Below are 18,624 nucleotides of genomic sequence, written 5' to 3' on the forward strand. Positions count from 1 at the left end.
GACTTGCATGTATTAGGCACGCCGCCAGCGTTCGTCCTGAGCCAAGATCAAACTCTCAATAAAGTTGACTTATGCTCACTTCTATAAGCTAGCATGTTTCATGTTTAAATTCATACTGGTTGTTTTGTTCAGTTTTCAAAGTTCAATGTGTCGTGTGAAGCGACAAATAAATTATAGCAAAGCGTTTTTTATTTGTCAACATCTTTTTTAACTCGTTTAGCGAGTCAACTTTTACTATGATACAGACTATCGAATGGAATGTCAACACTTTTTTCATTTTTTATTATGCACACTTTTATTTCATTTATTCATACTTTAACGCACACTGTCTAAAAGCGATAGTCTCTTGTGGGCTAGACATTCTCCCGTTCTATTGATGATGAGTGTTGGCATAAGCTCCGACAAAACACTACGCTTTCACCCTCTGGGTACAAGTGCAACATCTACTCAAGCAAAGAACGCTCTCATAGTGTTTTCTATGCTGCATGGTACGGCTTCAGCTAATTTTTATGAAGTGATCTTCTTCATAAAAATTAGCTGAAGCTCGTACTGTTCCCGCAAGAGTCTTCGTGTTTTGTCTCCGCTATATGTTGCTTCTACTTTTTGTGAGTGAGAACATGTTAAAATCACTTCACAGGTAGGGTGTTGCTATTTATATGCGATATGTTTTTCCTTCCGCTTAACACATCCGATCTCCGTGTTCAACGGACATAGAACCTTCGTTGTTTTCTCTCAAACATCAGAACGTGTAAATCTAGCGAAGGCAGAATACGGAGACTCCTATGGGAACAGCGCGAGCTGAAAATCCACTTTTCAACCGCTCTTGTTGAAAAGTTAGTTGAAGCCGTGCCCATGGAAAGCGTAGTATTCTGACGTAGCGATAAGATATCCACTAGCCATCAATCAGAATGAGTGAGCGCATTTCGTTGAGTAACTAACATGAGCCACCACTCACTCTCGCTTTTAGACTTCGTATATTCAATCGTTTTTTTCTTATTATATTTCTATAGAAAGAAACCCTGCTTCATATAGAAACAGGGCTAGTGTTCTTCTTATTTAGTTAGCAACAATATTTACAAGCTTACCTGGTACAACAATTACTTTACGAACTGTCTTACCTTCAATTCTTTCTTTAATTGTATCTAACTCTAATGCTTGCTGTTCAATTTCTTCTTTTGATGCATTTTTATCTACCATCATTTTTGCTCTAACTTTACCTAGTATTTGAATCACAATTTCTACTTCGTTTTCAACTAATTTAGATTCGTCGAAGGTTGGCCACTGTGCATACGCTAGCGTTTCATCATTTCCTAGCAGTTGCCATAACTCTTCCATCAAGTGTGGTGCAACTGGTGAAAGTAATTTTACAAATCCTTCTGCATATGTTCTCGGAATTTCATTTACTTTATATGCTTCATTAATAAATACCATCATTTGTGATATACCTGTATTAAATCGAAGGTCTTCAAAGTTCTGTGTTACTACTTTAACCATCTCATGGTACACTTTCTCCAATTCATCAGATCGTTCTGCATCAGTAATTTTTTCATTAAGCTGATTATCATCTGTTGTGAACAAACGCCATACACGATCTAAGAATCTTCTAGAACCATCTAAACCATTTGTACTCCAAGCAACAGATGCATCTAATGGTCCCATGAACATTTCATATAATCTTAGTGTATCCGCTCCGTGCGTTTCAATGATTTCATCTGGATTAACAACATTACCTTTTGATTTACTCATCTTCTCATTGTTTTCTCCTAGAATCATCCCTTGATTATACAATTTCATAAACGGTTCTTTTGTTGGTACAACACCAATATCATACAAGAACTTATGCCAGAAACGAGCATAAAGCAAGTGTAACACTGCGTGCTCTGCACCACCAATATATACATCGATTGGCAACCATTCTTTCAATGTATCAAAATCGGCTAACTTCTCTGAGTTGTTAGGATCAATATAACGCAAGAAGTACCAACAGCTACCTGCCCATTGTGGCATTGTATTGGTCTCTCGACGACCTTTCATTCCAGTTACAGGGTCTATTACGTTTACCCAATCATCAATATTTGCAAGCGGAGACTCACCAGTACCAGATGGTTTGATTTCATTTGTCTTAGGAAGGACTATTGGTAATTCTTCCTCTGGGGCAGCAGTCGTTGAACCATCTTCCCAATGAATAACCGGAATAGGTTCACCCCAATAACGTTGACGACTAAACAACCAATCTCTAAGTCGATACGTTACTTTTCGTTCTCCCACTTTATTTTCTTCTAACCAATCAACTGCTTTTGTGATTGCTTCTTCTTTATTTAGTCCATTCAAGAACCCAGAATTAATATGTGGACCGTCTCCAGTGAAGGCTTCTTCTTCAATATTTCCACCTTCTAATACAGGCGTAATCTCTAAGTCAAATTGTCGAGCAAACTCATAGTCTCGCTCATCATGTGCAGGTACTGCCATAATCGCACCTGAACCATATGTCATTAACACGTAATCCGCTACCCAAATCGGAAGTTTCTTTCCATTAATCGGATTAACTGCATATGCTCCAGTAAATACACCTGTTTTATCTTTTGCTAAATCTGTACGTTCCAGATCACTTTTCGTTTTTACTTTATCCAAGTAATCTGTCACACTTTGTGCTTGCTCTGTTGTTACAATTTGGTCTACTAATGGGTGCTCTGGTGCCAGCACTGCATAAGTAGCTCCAAACAATGTATCTGGTCTCGTAGTGAAAACAGTAAATGACTCATCATGTCCATCTACTTGGAAGTTTACTTCTGCCCCTTCTGAACGACCAATCCAATTACGCTGCATATCTTTAATACTTTCCGGCCAATCTAATTCATCTAAATCTTCCAATAAACGATCTGCATATGCCGTGATTTTTAACATCCATTGCTTCATAGGTTTTCTTTCAACCGGATGACCACCACGTTCACTCTTTCCATCAATTACTTCTTCGTTAGCTAGAACTGTTCCTAATGCTGGGCACCAGTTAACAGGCACTTCGTCTACATAAGCTAATCCTTTTTCATATAATTTCAAGAAAATCCATTGTGTCCACTTATAATAGTTCGGATCTGTTGTGTTTACCTCACGATCCCAATCATAAGAAAAGCCTAATTCTTGAATTTGTCGACGGAATGTATTGATATTTTTTTCCGTAAATTCAGCTGGATCATTACCAGTGTCCAATGCATATTGTTCTGCCGGAAGTCCAAATGCATCCCATCCAATTGGATGTAGCACTTCGTATCCTTGCATTCGTTTCATTCTCGATAAAATATCTGTTGCTGTATACCCCTCTGGGTGACCGACGTGTAGGCCAGCACCTGACGGATAAGGAAACATATCTAACGCATAGAATTTATCCTTACTAGACTTAGTATCTGTTGCAAATGTTTTATTTTCAACCCAAAAGTTTCGCCATTTTTTCTCAATATTTTTATGATCAAATGCCATAATTACATCCTCCTTCAAACAAAAAACAAATATCGAATATATGTTCTTGAACACAAAAAAATCTCCCTAATCCCAAAATGGGACGAGAGAGATTCCCGCGGTACCACCCAACGTTAGTGGGAAATAATCACTACTTCCACACTCACTTGACTCCTTAACGCGGATAACGACAAAAGCTACTTTATTCCGTTCACCTTTGTAACATCTGAGGCGAGTTCATAATAAGTTTAGCGATGACTTGCAGCTACCGTCACCTCTCTTAGCCTAAGCCTATTACTACTATTCCTCTTCATCGTCATATATTTAATATTTACTATTCGTATTATGTTATACTTTCTGATAGTTTATAGAAATGTCTGAAATTTGTCAAGAACCGTTCTTGGAAGAACCAAAAACGGTCTATACTATGCTCTTTGTTTTTCTTTATCTTTTTTTATTTGTTTACTTCTTAATTGTCCACAAGCAGCATCAATGTCTGTTCCATGTTCAACACGAACACCACATTTAATACCATTCTCTAATAACACTTGATAAAAATCTAGAATCGCTTGTTTCTCACTTCGATCATATTGATTGTGTTCATCTACTGGATTATATGGAATTAAATTCACATAGGACAGATGACGTTTGTCTTTTAACAAGGATACTAATTGTTTTGCTTCCTCTTTATGGTCATTCACACCTTTTAACAAAATGTATTCAAAGGTGATTCTTCGATTTGTTTTCTCTAAATAATAATCAATTGCTGGCATTAGTTTTTCTAACGGGAAAGCTTTATTAATTTTCATTATCTGTGTACGCAATTCATTGTTTGGTGCGTGTAAGGAAAGTGCCAAGTTCACTTGCAAATCTTCATCAGCGAAATCATAAATACGTTTCGCAAGACCACTTGTTGAAACAGTAATATGACGAGCACCAATAGAAAGGCCTTGTTGATTATTAACAATTCTCAAGAAATCCATTGTATTATCATAGTTATCAAAAGGTTCACCTATCCCCATAACAACAATATGACTTACACGCTCTTCTTTCCCTCTAGTATCGAGGTGTTTTTGCACATTGACAATCTGTTCAACAATTTCCCCAGCTGCAAGATCTCGATTTTTTCTTAACAAACCACTTGCACAGAAAGAACAACCGATATTACATCCGACCTGTGTTGTCACACAAACAGAGTATCCATAATTAAATTTCATTAGAACTGTTTCAATCAAATTACCATCCGATAATTTAAATAGAAATTTAATGGTACCATCTTTCGATTCTTGTTTTATTTCTTGTTCAAGTGTACCTAAATGAAAGTTTTCTTCTAATACTAGCTGACAATCTTTATTTAAATTGTACATTTCTTCAAATGTATCAACTCTCTTCTTATATAACCAATCCCAAACTTGTTTAGCTCGGAATTTCTTTTGGCCATGCTCGACTAACCACGTTTGCAACTGTTCAAATGTCATTGAATAGATGGAGCTTTTCAACCTAAATCCCTCATTTCCGTAATTGCTCTTTATTCCATCATAACATCATACTAAATATCTTTGACAATAACAAGTTCTTTTGCCTTCGTTATTTCTACATTTACTAATATTATAACCTGTTCACTTTAATGTGAAACAAATTCTCTGTTACCTACTATTTTTCACTCATCATATAGTCTATAAAAAGCATTTATTCCATACGATAGAGAACACCAAAAAAACTATTTTCCTATCGGTTTGTATACGTTGCCACACCTGACGAAACAACAATGAAAACGGATTACTTTTATATTTTTTTGAATTTTTTTTGAACATTGACTTGCATTGTTGATATTTACTTGCTATAATGACATTAGCTATTTTGTTCGATGACACCTTCAAGTATCGTAACGTAAAGTTTTCGTTTTGGGGCAAGAGCAAGAATAGTAATACAATTGTGTGAACAGTTCACACTAGGAGGAAAAGAATTATGGTACAAGGTACAGTAAAATGGTTTAACGCAGACAAAGGTTTTGGATTTATCGAAGTAGAAGGACAAGACGATGTATTCGTACACTTCTCTGCTATCCAAGGCGAAGGCTTTAAAACACTTGAAGAAGGCCAAAGCGTAACTTTCGATATCGAAGAAGGTAACCGTGGACCACAAGCAGCTAACGTAGTAAAAAACTAATTTAGCGCTTCTAAAAAAACACCTATGCTCTTAGCATAGGTGTTTTTTATACATTAAATATCATTAAATTAGCTCTCTTAAGACATTTACGTGATTGTATTTTTCATCTTTTGCTGCATATATCAAGCTAATATGAGACTTATATTTCTCGTTATAAAGTTGCAATTGTGCCAAAGCTTCTTTTTTCTCCAAATCCAGCTCTAATTCTTCTATATATAATTCCCGAAAACGGTCAAACTTCATTGGATCATGAGCAAACCATTTTCTTAGTGTTGGAGATGGCCCTATTTCCTTTAACCAGACATCAATTTGTGCCCTTTCTTTTGAAATCCCCCGAGGCCAAAGACGGTCCACCAAAATACGAAAACCATCTTCCTTCTGCACATCTTCATACACGCGTTTTATTTGCATACATTTATCCCCACCTATAAGCAGAATAGTAGACCGATTGTCATTTTTTAGCGTATCATTTCTTACAGGTCGAGTAAACAAGGAGTGATCATATGGGAAATGTATTTTCCAATGTTAAGTATTCAATTTTAGATTTAGCACCTATTTTACATGAACATGATGCAACATTATCTTTTCAAAATAGCGCAGATTTAGCACAGCATGTTGAAAAATTAGGCTATTACCGTTATTGGTTAGCAGAACACCATAATATGCCTGGTATTGCTAGTTCTGCTACTTCTGTTGTTATTAATCATATTGCTAGTCATACAGAGACAATTCGTGTCGGCGCCGGTGGAATCATGTTGCCAAATCATGCACCATTAGTCATCGCTGAACAGTTTGGTACACTTGATGCCTTACATCCAGGCAGAATTGATTTAGGGTTGGGACGCGCACCTGGTAGTAACCAAGCTACAGCAGTTGCATTAAGAAGAACATTAAACTCCAGCCCAGAAGACTTTCCTAATCAAGTAGAAGAATTAGAGTCTTATTTCAATGGTACGGAAAAAGTACAAGCTGTTCCTGGTCTTGGAGCAAATGTACCAATTTGGTTGCTCGGTTCTAGTGATTTCAGCGCTAAACTTGCAGCAGAAAAAGGATTACCATTTTCATTTGCAAGCCACTTTTCACCTGATTATACGTTACCTGCATTACGTCTTTATCGAGAAAGGTTCAAACCATCTAACACACTTGAAAAACCACACGTAATGGTCGGTGTTAATATTTACGCAGCAGAAACAACCGAAAAAGCAAAATGGTTAGCAACTTCACAGCAACAACAATTTTTATCTATGATACGAGGTGAACCATCTCAATTAATGCCTCCAATAGATGACATCGATGAAGTATGGTCTATTTACGAAAAGGCATCTGTTGAAAAATCAGTCAACAGTAAAACAACGATTATCGGCGATAAAGATGTAGTAAGAGAAAAATTAGCAGCATTTATCGAAGAAACAAATGCAGATGAAGTGATTATTAATTCACAAATTTACGATCACGAGGAAAGAAAAAATTCTTATCAAATTATCTCTGATATTGTGCATAACTAACCAGAAGACTCCTCCTATTTTACTAGGAGGAGTCTTCTTTTGTTTTTCATCTTTAAACATTATCTACAAGTTTAACATAATTCCAGTAATTCTTTGTTCTCCTATTCGATTCCTCCATAAATCACATTTCTAATTCTCGGTTGATGATAAAACTCAAAATTAGGAAACATCTGTTGCATATACACGGCAGATAGCTGTTCTTTCTGATCGATGAATACATATGTGCCAGCTAAGCCTGACCAGCCAAATTCACCGAGCGAACTGTTGCTGCCACCCTTTGTTTGATCAATCATCACTCTCACACCTAATCCGTAACCATACCCATTTTCATATCCCCATCCCAATTCCGGAAGTAATTCCGTTGGCAAATGATTTTGTGCCATTAATTGAATGGTATGCCTACTCAAAATCGTTGTCTGCTCAATCGTTCCACCTAAAGCTAATGAATGAGCAAATTTTTGATAATCAGATAATGTTGAATGAAGACCCGCTCCACCGCTCTCAAAGGGAAACATCGGTTCATGCTTACTATTCACTCTATCATTTTTCACTAAGTCCCCTGTTTCCATCCGGTCATACAATGTTGCAACGCGATGTTTTTTAGCTGTAGGTACTTGGAAAAAAGTATCGTGCATTCCTAAGGGATCAAAAATATTTGCTGCTAAATACTCACCGAATGTCATACCGCTTACTTGTTCAATAACAGCTCCTAATACATCATGACTAACTCCATATTTGTAATGGTTACCTGGATGGAATTCCAACGGATTTTGCGCTAATGCTTTTGTAAACAATCGTAATTTCGTTGTATCACTTGGTTCCTCCATATCACGAACCGCTTCCATCACTTGATTTGTCAATCTCTCTACTTCAGTTGTATCCCCACCATAAGTAAGTCCCGATGTCATCGTAAATAAATCTTTTATCACAATATCTCGTTTAGCTTTTACTAATTTCCCATCCTCTAACACTTGCATATCGCTAAATTCTGGTAAGTAAGTTGCTAATGGATCGGTTAATAATATTTTTCCTCGCTCCACTAACTGTAGTGTGGCCACACATGTAATCACTTTCGACATCGAATAAATTCTGTATATCGTTTTAGCATTGATCGACTTACCTTTAGAAATATCCGCTAGTCCTAAATAATTTTCATAGATTGATTGTTTGTCTTGCTGTACAGATAACGCAACCCCAGCTGGTCCATTATCAACAAAGGATTGCAGTAAATCATCTAAACGTTTTTTTAACATTCAATCACTCCTTTTTTGTTATCGCTTTCTTTATTGTATCATATTCTTTTTATTCGCTACATATTTGCAATTTTTTTGTTACAATATAGAAAACCCATCCAGAAATGGGCGTAATAGAAATCACTATACAAAAAGGAAGGGAAATGATGGAAACCAAACAAACAAAGCGCCCTCTTGTACTTGTAGCACTTGTATTATCCATGTTTATGGCTGCAGTCGAGGGGACTATTGTAGCAACAGCCATGCCTAATATCGTCGCTGACTTAGGTGGATTCTCTTTATACAGCTGGGTATTTTCAAGTTTTCTACTAATGCAAGCGGTGACCACAATGATTTATGGTAAACTTGCTGATTTATTTGGTAGAAAACCTATTTTTATTATTGGAGTTATTATTTTTCTAACCGGATCTATTCTTTGTGGTTTTGCTACTAACATGGGGCTACTAATAATCTTTCGACTCATTCAAGGGCTTGGTGCGGGAGCTATTCAACCTATTGTAACGACTATCGTCGGAGATATGTATACAGTAAAAGAAAGAGCAAAAGTACAAGGCTATCTAGCTAGTGTTTGGGGCGTGTCCTCTGTTATTGGTCCATTACTAGGTGGAGTCATGGTTCAATATATTAATTGGGCTTGGATCTTTTGGATGAATATCCCACTCGGTATATTAGGCTTAATTGGTGTCATTTTCTACTTTCATGAAAGCGTGGATACAGAGAAAAAGACAATTGATTACCTTGGATCCAGCTTATTTTTTATCGCTATCTCTTGTCTTATTATTGTATTTGTCCAAGCAGGAACTAATTGGGCTTGGTTATCAGTGGAAACACTCACTTTCTCGTTCATTTTTATTATTGGAATGATATATTTCTTATGGCATGAAAGTAAAATAAGCACGCCTATGATGCCTCTGTATTTGTGGAGAAATAAATTGATCGTTATCGCTAATATTGCTACATTTCTTTCTGGTGTCATTATTCTTGGTCTATCTAGCTTTTTACCAACTTATGTGCAAGGTGTAATGGGAGAATCGGCAATTGTTGCAGGATTTACTTTAAGCACCTTGTCTATCGGCTGGCCGATATCCGCCACGCTCGCAGGACACCTTGTCTTACGAATTGGCTTTCGTGCAACTGCTTTTGCTGGTGGTTTCGCGTTATTTCTCGGGACATTTTTATTCTTTTTATTAGATGCAGATAAAGGACCAATCTATGCTGGAATTAGTTCATTTATTGTCGGTATTGGAATGGGGCTTTCTTCTACCACATTTATTGTTGCGATTCAAAATGCTGTCTCTTGGCATGAACGTGGTGTTGCAACATCTTTAAATATGTTTATGCGCATCATCGGCAGTGCTGTTGGAACAGCTTTTCTCGGTGGATTATTAAATATCCAGTTAGATCATTTTTACGAACAAAAAGGAACAGACATTGCCGTTCAAAGTACGGATGTTTTGTTAGACGAGGGAATGCGACAAACAATTCCTACTGAAGTTTTAGCCACAATGAAAGATGGACTAACCTATGCATTACATACAGTAAACACCGGATTATTCCTAATTGGAACATTAACATTTATACTATTATGGTTTTTCCCTAAAGTGACAATAAAGAAGCAAGATTAGCTGATCATCAAAATATTTTGTGATAACAAGGCTCTATTCATACAAGATTAGTATAGCTCTCACACATCTATTGTTCTATATACTCTATATGTGTGAAAGCAAATATATTATGTAACCCCTTTCTTTGTTTGTGTTATACTAATAATAGGAGGTGTTCACCATGAGATTGAGTAATTTTATTTTACACAATGATATTTTATTAATTCACGCTACTATTAATAATTACGATTATATCTTCACAGTAAAGTGGGCAACCGTATCTGATAAAATGGGCGGGGAATGGGAATTGAAATCATATATTAATAATTCTACGGGAAAAAAAGATTTATCAGAGAATGTCTTACAACAATTTTTAGATCAGATTAATCCGCAGTGGGACTGGAAATCGGATCAAGAGCAATTAGATCAAGCACTAGAACAAGATGGTATCTCCTAAAATGACTCGAGAATATAAATATAGACAGAGTACTCCACAAAACAGCTGTATTCTGTCTATCTTGATTTATTTATCACGGTGCATGAACCCCCACTTCAAGATTCGAGTAAAAACGAGGAAGCTGACTACCTGATAAGTTTCGCTAACAGTCAGTGGGAGTCAAAAACTCCCACTGATTGAAGTCTCACTTTATAGATAAGCTGCAGTCGACTCTTTATACCAATTAATTCGCTCGTTAAGTCTGACAACTTCACCAATGACAATTAATGATGGATTGCTTACCTCATGTAGTCTGTTAATGATTGTCCCTAGATTTGCTACGATAGTCTTCTGCTTTGGTAATGTACCCCAATGTATAATAGAGACTGGTGTTTCTTCGCTCAGTCCAGCCTTCATTAACTTTTCTGCAATAATAGGAAATTTTCTAATCCCCATATAAAAACATAATGTATCTGCACCACCTGCGATATGACGCCATTGTTCGTCTGTCTTCTCTTCAGCATATGCCCCATTAATAAAGCTAACAGACCCACTTACTTGACGGTGTGTTAGGGGAATACCTGCATATGCCGCAGCACTAATGCCAGATGTAATACCTGGTACGACTTCATAAGTTATCTCGTTTTCTTCTAAAACAAGAGCTTCCTCACCACCACGACCAAATATAAATGGATCTCCTCCTTTTAGCCTTGTAACGACTTTGTCTTCTTGGGCATATTGAACAAGTTGCTCATTTATACTTTCCTGAATCGTGCCATGCTTACGTGGTTCTTTCCCACAAAAAATTAATTGTGCACCTGCTTTCGCATAATCCAATAGGGTGCTATTAACCAATCTATCATACAAAATAACATCCGCTTCTTCTATCGCGCGCATACCTTTTACGGTAATTAATTCTGCGTCACCTGGTCCGGCCCCAACTAAGTACACTTTCCCCATCTTGACCCCATCCTTCTACACAATTCTATTGTTTTCTCCATGAAATCTCTTTTTCTCTTAATAAAGCTTTTTTTGGTTTTTCACGATATCTAACTAAAATAAATGTCGCAACAATTGCTAGCGTTAATAATATCACTTGCTCAAACCTCTGGTGTACAACCATTTCCGTTAAAGCAAAAGCTATCACTAAAGAAACAATTGGTGATGTTACCCACACTTTAGCAATTTGATGAATAATTTTCTGTTTCCAAACATTCTTCCAATTATTACTCGCGTTAATTCCGACAATTGCCGAGGTTGTTACTTGTGTCATGGGAATAGGTATTCCTAATAATGATGCACCTAATACCAATCCACCTGTTGCACCTGATATAACTATACCATTTCCAATACTTAACGATGTGATTTTTTTGGCATTTGTCTCTAATACTCTCCCACCAAAAAAGATACTTCCAATTGCAACGACAAGTGCCATTAGCGGTAAACCTAGTCCCATTGATAAAATATCCGCTCCAACAAGTGGTCCTAAGGCATTAGCTACATTATTCATTCCTGCTGCAATTGCTTCTATTATACCAGTGATTAATAATAGAAAGGTTAACACTTTTAACGGCGGACGATATGTCATCTTCTTTTGTACTTTTTTACGTATCTTTTCAAAAATTAACGTAATCAAAAAAGCTACTACAGGTATGATTAACCAAAAAGATATAATAAAAAGCACCGTCTGCACATTCAACTGTTGGAAACTTAAGCCAACTCCTACTATCGCTCCAACAGTCACTTCGCTTGTTGATAAAGGGATACCTATATAGTTGGTGATTAATAAAGTGAAACCTGCAACGAGTAAAATAATACACGCAACATGTATATCAAATATTTGTTCCGGAATAATACCTTTCCCTAACGTATTTGTTACATGCTGGCCACCAAGTACTGCCCCTGCAAGTGCACCTAGTCCTGCAATAATTAGTGCATATTTCTTTCGTTTAATAACTTTCGTACCATACGTTATACTCATACTAGCCGCAGACCCACTTGCTCCTATATTAAAAGCAAAAAGACAAGCTGCTAAAATGGCTATTACCACTAACATGTATACACCAACCTTCTCCTTTGATCTCCTTTTCCGCTTTCAACTCTTATATTCCAATAAGAAAACTCGGATTAATATTTAAAAAAATATACACGTTTATATTTGCTCCTAATACGACTAAATATTTTACATAAATATAAGCGATAATCGATTGATTGTCAATAGATACCAAATATATATTTTTTCAAAAAATTCTTGTAATTATTTCCTCTATGTTATATGATAACCATATCGAATTTTTAAATGAATAGAATCTTATCAAGAGAGGTGTAGGGACTGGCCCGATGACACCTCAGCAACCAGCAATTACATTGTATGGTGCTAACTCCAGAAGGTATTTTACCGAAGATAAGAGAAAACAACCTTAATCACAAGGAGGTCTTCTACTTATCGAAGACCTCTTTTTTTATTTTTACTTTCGAAAGGATGAATGATTAATGAAACATATGGAAACAACCCTCGCCCAAATAGGTAACCGAAAAGATGCACATACTGGAGCTGTGGAGGCACCTGTTTATTTCTCTACAGCATATCAGCACCCATCCCTTGGAAGCTCTACTGGATATGATTATACACGAACAGCTAATCCAACTCGTGAAATTGTGGAAGAAGCAATCGCCACATTAGAACATGGAACAAAAGGATTTGCCTGTTCATCCGGTATGGCTGCTATTCAATTAGTTTTCTCTTTATTCCGTCAAGGGGATGAAATTGTTATTACAGAAGACATTTACGGCGGAAGTTATCGCTTGTTCCAACACTTTTACGAATCCTATAATATAAAACCAGTATATGCAGTTCCTGAGCAAATGGAGCAACATATTAACGAAAATACGAAAGCAATTTTTATTGAAACACCCACAAATCCACTATTATTAGAAATTGATATTGCACAAGTAGCGGCACTTGCTAAAAAACATGGATTATTACTAATCGTCGACAACACGTTTTATACACCTTACTTACAGCAACCATTAACAGAAGGAGCGGATATTGTTATTCATTCTGCAACAAAGTATTTAGGTGGACATAATGACGTACTAGCAGGACTTGTTGTTGCAAAAGGCGATGAGTTAAGTGAACGTTTAACCCATTTACATAACGCTATGGGTGCTGTTTTATCGCCTATGGATACTATGCTGTTAATAAGAGGGATGAAGACATTATCTCTAAGGCTAGAAAAACAACAAGAAAATGCTCAGCAATTAGCGACTTTCCTAGAGCAATTACCGCAAGTAGAAAAAGTTTTATACCCTGGCAAAGGTGGGATGATCAGTTTTTGTGTGACTGATAGTGCTTTGGTCGCTCCATTTTTAGCACAATTAAATGTAATCTCATTCGCGGAAAGTCTTGGCGGAGTAGAAAGTTTTATTACGTATCCTACAACCCAAACACATGCAGATATTCCAGAAGAAGAAAGGGAACGTCGAGGTATTAGTGATAAGCTGCTACGGTTTTCCGTTGGGGTCGAGCATATTGAAGATTTGAAACACGATATTAAACAAGCATTAGGAGGAGAACAAGCATGACACGCTCAAATGAAACAACTCTCGCACACGGTGGTAACCATCAAGGTTATACAGAAAAGCATACTGGTGCTGTAAATCCACCAATCTATGTATCTTCTACCTATCACCAGCAACAATTAAATCAATTTGGTGATTATGATTATAGCCGTTCCGGTAATCCAACTCGTGATCAATTAGAAGCAGCGATTGCGAAGCTTGAAAACGGAATAGCCGGTTTTGCCTTTTCTTCAGGAATGGCAGCTATCTCATCTGCACTATTATTGCTTAAGTCTGGTGATCATATCGTAATTACTAAAGATGTCTATGGGGGGACTTTTCGATTTGTGACACAATTATTAACACAATTCTCCATAGAGCATACGTTTGTCGATATGACACAGCAAGAAGAGATTGAAAAAGCAATTCAACCTAATACGAAAGTCATTTACATGGAGACTCCAGCAAATCCATTACTACAAATTACAGATATTGAACAAGTCGTTCAATTAGCAAAAGAACACGGTTGTTTAACGTTTCTCGATAATACATTTATGACACCTTTACACCAACAACCATTAGACCTTGGTGTAGATATTGTCCTACATAGCGCAACAAAATTTTTATCTGGTCATAGCGATATTGTTGCAGGACTAGCTGTTACAAAAAAAGAAGACCTAGCTACAAAATTGAAATTTGTCCAAAATACATATGGGGCTATTCTAGGTGCGAAAGATTGCTATCAATTATTACAAGGAATGAAAACGTTGGAGCCCAGATTTTCCAAAAGTGCTGCAACCGCTGAACAATTAGCTGCATTCTTTGATTCACATGACCAAATCGAACAAGTCTATTATCCTGGACTAGCAAGCCACCCTGGTGCAGAAATTCATGCTAAGCAATCTACAAGCTCTGGCGCCGTATTATCTTTTAAACTAAAAGAAACGGTAGATGCCAAACAATTTGTGGAAAAATTATCGATACCAGTATTTGCTGTTAGTTTAGGCGCTGTGGAATCCATTCTCTCCCACCCTGCTACGATGTCCCATGCAGCAATGCCTTCAACAGAACGAGAGGCACGAGGGATTAGTGATAGACTATTCCGACTATCTGTTGGTATCGAAAACGAAGAAGATTTACTACAAGATTTCCAACAAGCACTATCAAAATAACAGGAAGTTAGCGTCCTTGTATTTACTCAAGACTGGAAGTAGGAATGTTGCGGACTCATACACCGTGCTTTGTTTAGCGTGACCTTTATTTGGTGATTTTAGGAATGAAGGTCACCTATTTTTGTGATTATCAAAAAAATGAAACGAATCATAATTTTTTGACAGATATAATTCCAAGTTGTACCATAAACATGGTAATGTAGCTATTCTAGTAAAGGGGGATTAGTTTTTCTGTAAAAGGGAAAACGAACTACATATGACAGAGACATGGTATTTCATAGACACTGGGAAACAAACACCTGCTTACAACATGGCAGTCGATGAATGTTTATTAAATTGGCATAGCGAAGGAAAGATACCACCAACTATTCGCTTTTATGAATGGGAACCAGCTGGATTATCTGTCGGCTATTTTCAAAAAACGACAAATAAAATTGATTTGGATGCTGTACGCCGTAATGGTTATGGACTTGTCCGCAGGCTAACTGGAGGTCGCGCTGTATTGCATGACAAAGAACTAACATACAGTATTGTTGTTTCAGAAGAACATGCTAAAATGCCTAGTTCGATTAAAGAAGCGTACCTCGTTCTTTCTAAAGGACTGTTAGAAGGTTATCAAACGCTAGGCATTGACGCATCCTTCGCCATTCCAGAAGGTAAGCTAGAAACAACACAGTCTGCTGTTTGCTTTGAAGAGCCTTCATGGTATGAGCTTGTTGTCGATAATAAAAAGGCAGCTGGTAGTGCTCAGACGAGAAAAAAAGGGGTTATCTTACAGCATGGCTCGATTCCTTTAACCGTAGATGATAACCAACTTTACGATTTGTTTATCTATCGAAATGAAAAGGTTAAGGAGAGAGCTCGTAAAAGCTTTAAAGATAAAGCTATTTCGATTGAGGAAGCAGCTAACAGAACCGTTACGATGGCTGAGACAAAGCGTGCATTCAAAGAAGGATTTGCAAAAGGGTTAAACATTGAATTGCAGGAACTGACGTTTTCTCAGGAACAAGAACAAGAAGTTATTGCGTTAATGAAAAGCAAATATTTACAAGATGAATGGAATTTATCTAGATAGGAGCGAATACATAATGGCAAAAGAACAAGAACACCTAAGAAAACCTGAATGGCTAAAAATCAAAATCAATACAAACAAATCGTATAACCGACTTAAACATTTAATGCGAGATAAGCGTTTAAACACTGTCTGCGAGGAAGCAAAATGTCCGAATATTCATGAATGTTGGAGTGAACGAAAAACTGCAACCTTTATGATTCTCGGCGATACTTGTACTAGAGGCTGTCGATTCTGTGCCGTTAAAACAGGACTACCTAATGAACTAGATTGGGGCGAGCCGAAACGAGTAGCCGAATCTGTTGAAATCATGGGGTTAAAACATGTAGTTGTTACAGCTGTTGCTCGTGATGATTTAAATGATGGTGGTGCTGCTGTCTTTGCAGAAACAGTAAGACAAATTCGCGAAAGAGTTCCTGGCTGTACTATTGAAATATTACCTTCAGATATGAAAGGTGATTATGAAAGTCTCCATACGTTAATGGATAGCGCTCCAGATATTTTTAATCATAATATTGAAACAGTGAGAAGATTAACGAAAAAAGTTCGCGCAATCGCTATGTATGATCGCTCACTTGAACTATTGCGCCGAGTAAAAGAAATTGCCCCTGATACACCGACAAAATCAAGTATTATGGTTGGACTTGGTGAAACAAAAGAAGAGATCATCGAAGCAATGGATGACTTGCGCGCAAATAATGTAGATATTATAACGATCGGACAATATTTACAACCAACGAAAAAACACTTAAAAGTAGAGCGCTACTATCATCCTGATGAGTTTGATGAATTAAAACAAATAGCATTATCCAAAGGGTTTAAACACTGTGAAGCAGGTCCATTAGTTCGATCCTCTTATCATGCTGATGAACAAGTAAATCAAACTGCTGCGCAACGTCGTATTCAATACATGAAAGGCTATGAAGAAACAAGTGGCGAAGTGCTTAAAACTTCCCCTTTTAATTAACAATAAGGGAGACAAAAAATGAGCGATTTCAAAGCACTCTTTTTAGATATTGACGGCACTATTTTACGAAGGGATCATTCGATTCAAGATACAACTATTACCGCTGTGAAACAAGCACAGCAACAAGGGATAGAAGTTTTTCTAGCAACAGGTCGACCACTCCATGAAATCGAGAGAATCGCTCATACGTTAGGAATCGACTCTTTGATTGGATACAATGGCGCTTAAGCTACGTACAATAATCAGGTGCTAGTAGATGAACCAATATCAGAAGATGTGATTGATCATTTTTTGGGTGTTGCTCAGACTCATGAACACGAAATAATCCTTTATACCAATAAACTGAATCTAGTCACGTCTACTTCTAAGCAAGTAGTAAAGGATTTTATTGATTATTTTGATTTAAAGGATTATCAACCATTCGACGAAAAATATCGTGAGCAAATTCTAGGGGTGACCTTGATGAATCTTCATCAAGCAAATGCCCCTTCTCTCTATCATTTTGAACGAGAAAATATGTACTTATCCCAAGTAAACGTTCAAGGTCTAACACATTGCTATGACATGATTAGAGAAAATGTGAACAAAGGACAAGCAATCAAAAAAGTACTAGATGTATTGGATATTCCTGCTGAATCTGCTATTGCTTTTGGTGATGGTATGAACGATAAGCAAATGCTCCAATTTGTCGGTGAAAGCTTTGCGATGGGTAATGCTACTCCAGCGTTATTTCCATACGCTAAACATCGCACAACCTCTGTAGATGAATCTGGTATCTATAACGGCCTACAGAAACTTGGAATTATCAAGTAAGAATTCCATTTACTTTAATATGAATCACTTTGACACAAAAAAACCAGCTTCATTTAGAAGTTGGTTTTTTTGCGTTTCGTGAAAACAGACACCTTAAATGGATAGGGGAGCAACAAGCTATCATACATATAAGCAGGATAAAAGTGGACTAATTTGTCAAGCTTACATGTATTACATTAATTAATGAACTTTCCACATTCACTAATTAATAGGTTACATACAATATATCAGAGGGATTTATACCTCACACCTACTTTGTTAGCATTTTTAACAAAGTATTTTCAACAGCCTGTTCAAGTACCAATAGCGTCTGTATCCCCCATCACGTAGCACCTTCTTTTATCGTCAATCGTGAAGAGATGTCATATATGATAAACGCCTATTTTTCACTAAATTGGTCATTTACCCTAACTTATCTGATGAATACACATACATTGTATAGTGATAATACACAAGGAGGTTGATAGGAATGAGCTGTTACGGAGGCTACAACCCATGCTACGGTTATGGTAATGGATATGGTTACGGCGGTGGTTATGGAAATGGAAGTGGATTCGCTTTAATCGTTGTACTTTTCATTTTGTTAATTATCGTTGGTGCATCTTTTTATTGCTAATTA

15 protein-coding genes, 1 rRNA gene, 1 pseudogene, 1 riboswitch and 1 other annotated feature are annotated in these 18,624 nt (G+C 36.9%); of the genes and pseudogenes, 10 read left to right on the forward strand and 7 right to left on the reverse strand.

Annotated features, from left to right (window positions below; translation table 11 throughout):
• The 3 genes from SH601_RS15665 to rlmN all read right to left on the reverse strand — a co-directional run.
• A 16S ribosomal RNA gene (locus tag SH601_RS15665) occupies positions 1 to 63 on the reverse strand; the annotation flags it as partial.
• A 993-nt stretch (positions 64 to 1,056) separates the two neighbouring features.
• The gene (gene leuS, locus SH601_RS15670; protein ID WP_319959275.1) at positions 1,057 to 3,474 is read right to left on the reverse strand and encodes a leucine--tRNA ligase; all 2,418 of its coding nucleotides are present in this window, start codon (positions 3,472 to 3,474) and stop codon (positions 1,057 to 1,059) included.
• A 75-nt stretch (positions 3,475 to 3,549) separates the two neighbouring features.
• Positions 3,550 to 3,776: a binding site (T-box leader), on the reverse strand.
• 102 nt (positions 3,777 to 3,878) lie between these two features.
• A complete protein-coding gene (rlmN, locus tag SH601_RS15675; protein ID WP_319959276.1) occupies positions 3,879 to 4,952 on the reverse strand; it encodes a dual-specificity RNA methyltransferase RlmN in 1,074 nt (357 codons plus the stop codon).
• A gap of 469 nt (positions 4,953 to 5,421) precedes the next feature.
• On the opposite strand from rlmN, the gene SH601_RS15680 reads away from it, so the two are divergent.
• A complete protein-coding gene (locus tag SH601_RS15680) occupies positions 5,422 to 5,622 on the forward strand; it encodes a cold-shock protein (RefSeq protein ID WP_018934369.1) in 201 nt (66 codons plus the stop codon).
• A 63-nt stretch (positions 5,623 to 5,685) separates the two neighbouring features.
• Here SH601_RS15680 and SH601_RS15685 read toward each other — a convergent pair whose 3' ends face one another.
• Positions 5,686 to 6,033 carry a DUF488 domain-containing protein gene (locus SH601_RS15685; RefSeq protein WP_319959277.1) on the reverse strand — a complete coding sequence of 116 codons (348 nt, stop codon included), beginning with the start codon at positions 6,031 to 6,033 and terminating at the stop codon, positions 5,686 to 5,688.
• A 92-nt stretch (positions 6,034 to 6,125) separates the two neighbouring features.
• On the opposite strand from SH601_RS15685, the gene SH601_RS15690 reads away from it, so the two are divergent.
• The gene (locus tag SH601_RS15690; protein ID WP_319959278.1) at positions 6,126 to 7,127 is read left to right on the forward strand and encodes an LLM class flavin-dependent oxidoreductase; all 1,002 of its coding nucleotides are present in this window, start codon (positions 6,126 to 6,128) and stop codon (positions 7,125 to 7,127) included.
• A 101-nt stretch (positions 7,128 to 7,228) separates the two neighbouring features.
• On the opposite strand, the gene SH601_RS15695 is transcribed toward SH601_RS15690, so the two are convergent.
• Positions 7,229 to 8,380: a serine hydrolase domain-containing protein gene (locus SH601_RS15695; RefSeq protein ID WP_319959279.1), complete on the reverse strand. Its 1,152-nt coding sequence runs from the start codon at positions 8,378 to 8,380 to the stop codon at positions 7,229 to 7,231.
• A 146-nt stretch (positions 8,381 to 8,526) separates the two neighbouring features.
• Here SH601_RS15695 and SH601_RS15700 point away from each other — a divergent pair, with 146 nt between their 5' ends.
• Together SH601_RS15700 and SH601_RS15705 are read left to right on the forward strand one after the other, a co-directional pair.
• Positions 8,527 to 10,005 carry an MDR family MFS transporter gene (locus SH601_RS15700; protein WP_319959280.1) on the forward strand — a complete coding sequence of 493 codons (1,479 nt, stop codon included), beginning with the start codon at positions 8,527 to 8,529 and terminating at the stop codon, positions 10,003 to 10,005.
• Between the two features lie 160 nt (positions 10,006 to 10,165).
• On the forward strand, positions 10,166 to 10,441 hold the full coding sequence (locus SH601_RS15705; RefSeq protein WP_319959281.1) for a hypothetical protein: 276 nt from the start codon (positions 10,166 to 10,168) through the stop codon (positions 10,439 to 10,441).
• 189 nt (positions 10,442 to 10,630) lie between these two features.
• On the opposite strand, the gene cobA is transcribed toward SH601_RS15705, so the two are convergent.
• Together cobA and SH601_RS15715 are read right to left on the reverse strand one after the other, a co-directional pair.
• Positions 10,631 to 11,380: a uroporphyrinogen-III C-methyltransferase gene (cobA, locus tag SH601_RS15710; RefSeq protein WP_319959282.1), complete on the reverse strand. Its 750-nt coding sequence runs from the start codon at positions 11,378 to 11,380 to the stop codon at positions 10,631 to 10,633.
• Between the two features lie 25 nt (positions 11,381 to 11,405).
• The gene (locus SH601_RS15715) at positions 11,406 to 12,476 is read right to left on the reverse strand and encodes an inorganic phosphate transporter (protein WP_319959283.1); all 1,071 of its coding nucleotides are present in this window, start codon (positions 12,474 to 12,476) and stop codon (positions 11,406 to 11,408) included.
• Positions 12,477 to 12,728: 252 nt separating this feature from the next.
• Positions 12,729 to 12,831: riboswitch (SAM riboswitch) on the forward strand.
• An 82-nt stretch (positions 12,832 to 12,913) separates the two neighbouring features.
• On the opposite strand from SH601_RS15715, the gene SH601_RS15720 reads away from it, so the two are divergent.
• The 6 genes and pseudogenes from SH601_RS15720 (at position 12,914) to SH601_RS15745 (ending at position 18,621) form a co-directional block, all read left to right on the forward strand.
• Positions 12,914 to 14,005, forward strand: a complete 1,092-nt coding sequence (locus tag SH601_RS15720; RefSeq protein ID WP_319959284.1) for a methionine biosynthesis PLP-dependent protein — start codon at positions 12,914 to 12,916, stop codon at positions 14,003 to 14,005.
• Complete coding sequence (locus tag SH601_RS15725) at positions 14,002 to 15,153, forward strand: aminotransferase class V-fold PLP-dependent enzyme (RefSeq protein WP_319959285.1); 1,152 nt, start codon at positions 14,002 to 14,004, stop codon at positions 15,151 to 15,153. The genes SH601_RS15720 and SH601_RS15725 overlap by 4 nt, the downstream gene beginning before the upstream one ends.
• A 256-nt stretch (positions 15,154 to 15,409) precedes the next feature.
• Positions 15,410 to 16,228, forward strand: a complete 819-nt coding sequence (locus SH601_RS15730) for a lipoate--protein ligase family protein (RefSeq protein WP_319959286.1) — start codon at positions 15,410 to 15,412, stop codon at positions 16,226 to 16,228.
• Entirely contained in the window at positions 16,206 to 17,192 is a 987-nt protein-coding gene (gene lipA, locus SH601_RS15735; protein WP_319959287.1) for a lipoyl synthase, read from the forward strand. The genes SH601_RS15730 and lipA overlap by 23 nt, the downstream gene beginning before the upstream one ends.
• A gap of 18 nt (positions 17,193 to 17,210) precedes the next feature.
• Positions 17,211 to 18,005 (forward strand): annotated as a pseudogene (locus SH601_RS15740) (Cof-type HAD-IIB family hydrolase).
• 469 nt (positions 18,006 to 18,474) lie between these two features.
• Positions 18,475 to 18,621, forward strand: a complete 147-nt coding sequence (locus tag SH601_RS15745; protein WP_319959288.1) for a YjcZ family sporulation protein — start codon at positions 18,475 to 18,477, stop codon at positions 18,619 to 18,621.
• The last annotated feature ends 3 nt before the right edge of the window (positions 18,622 to 18,624 follow it).

The sequence above is a fragment of the Gracilibacillus pellucidus genome (assembly GCF_033949965.1).
Taxonomy (GTDB): domain Bacteria; phylum Bacillota; class Bacilli; order Bacillales; family Amphibacillaceae; genus Gracilibacillus; species Gracilibacillus pellucidus.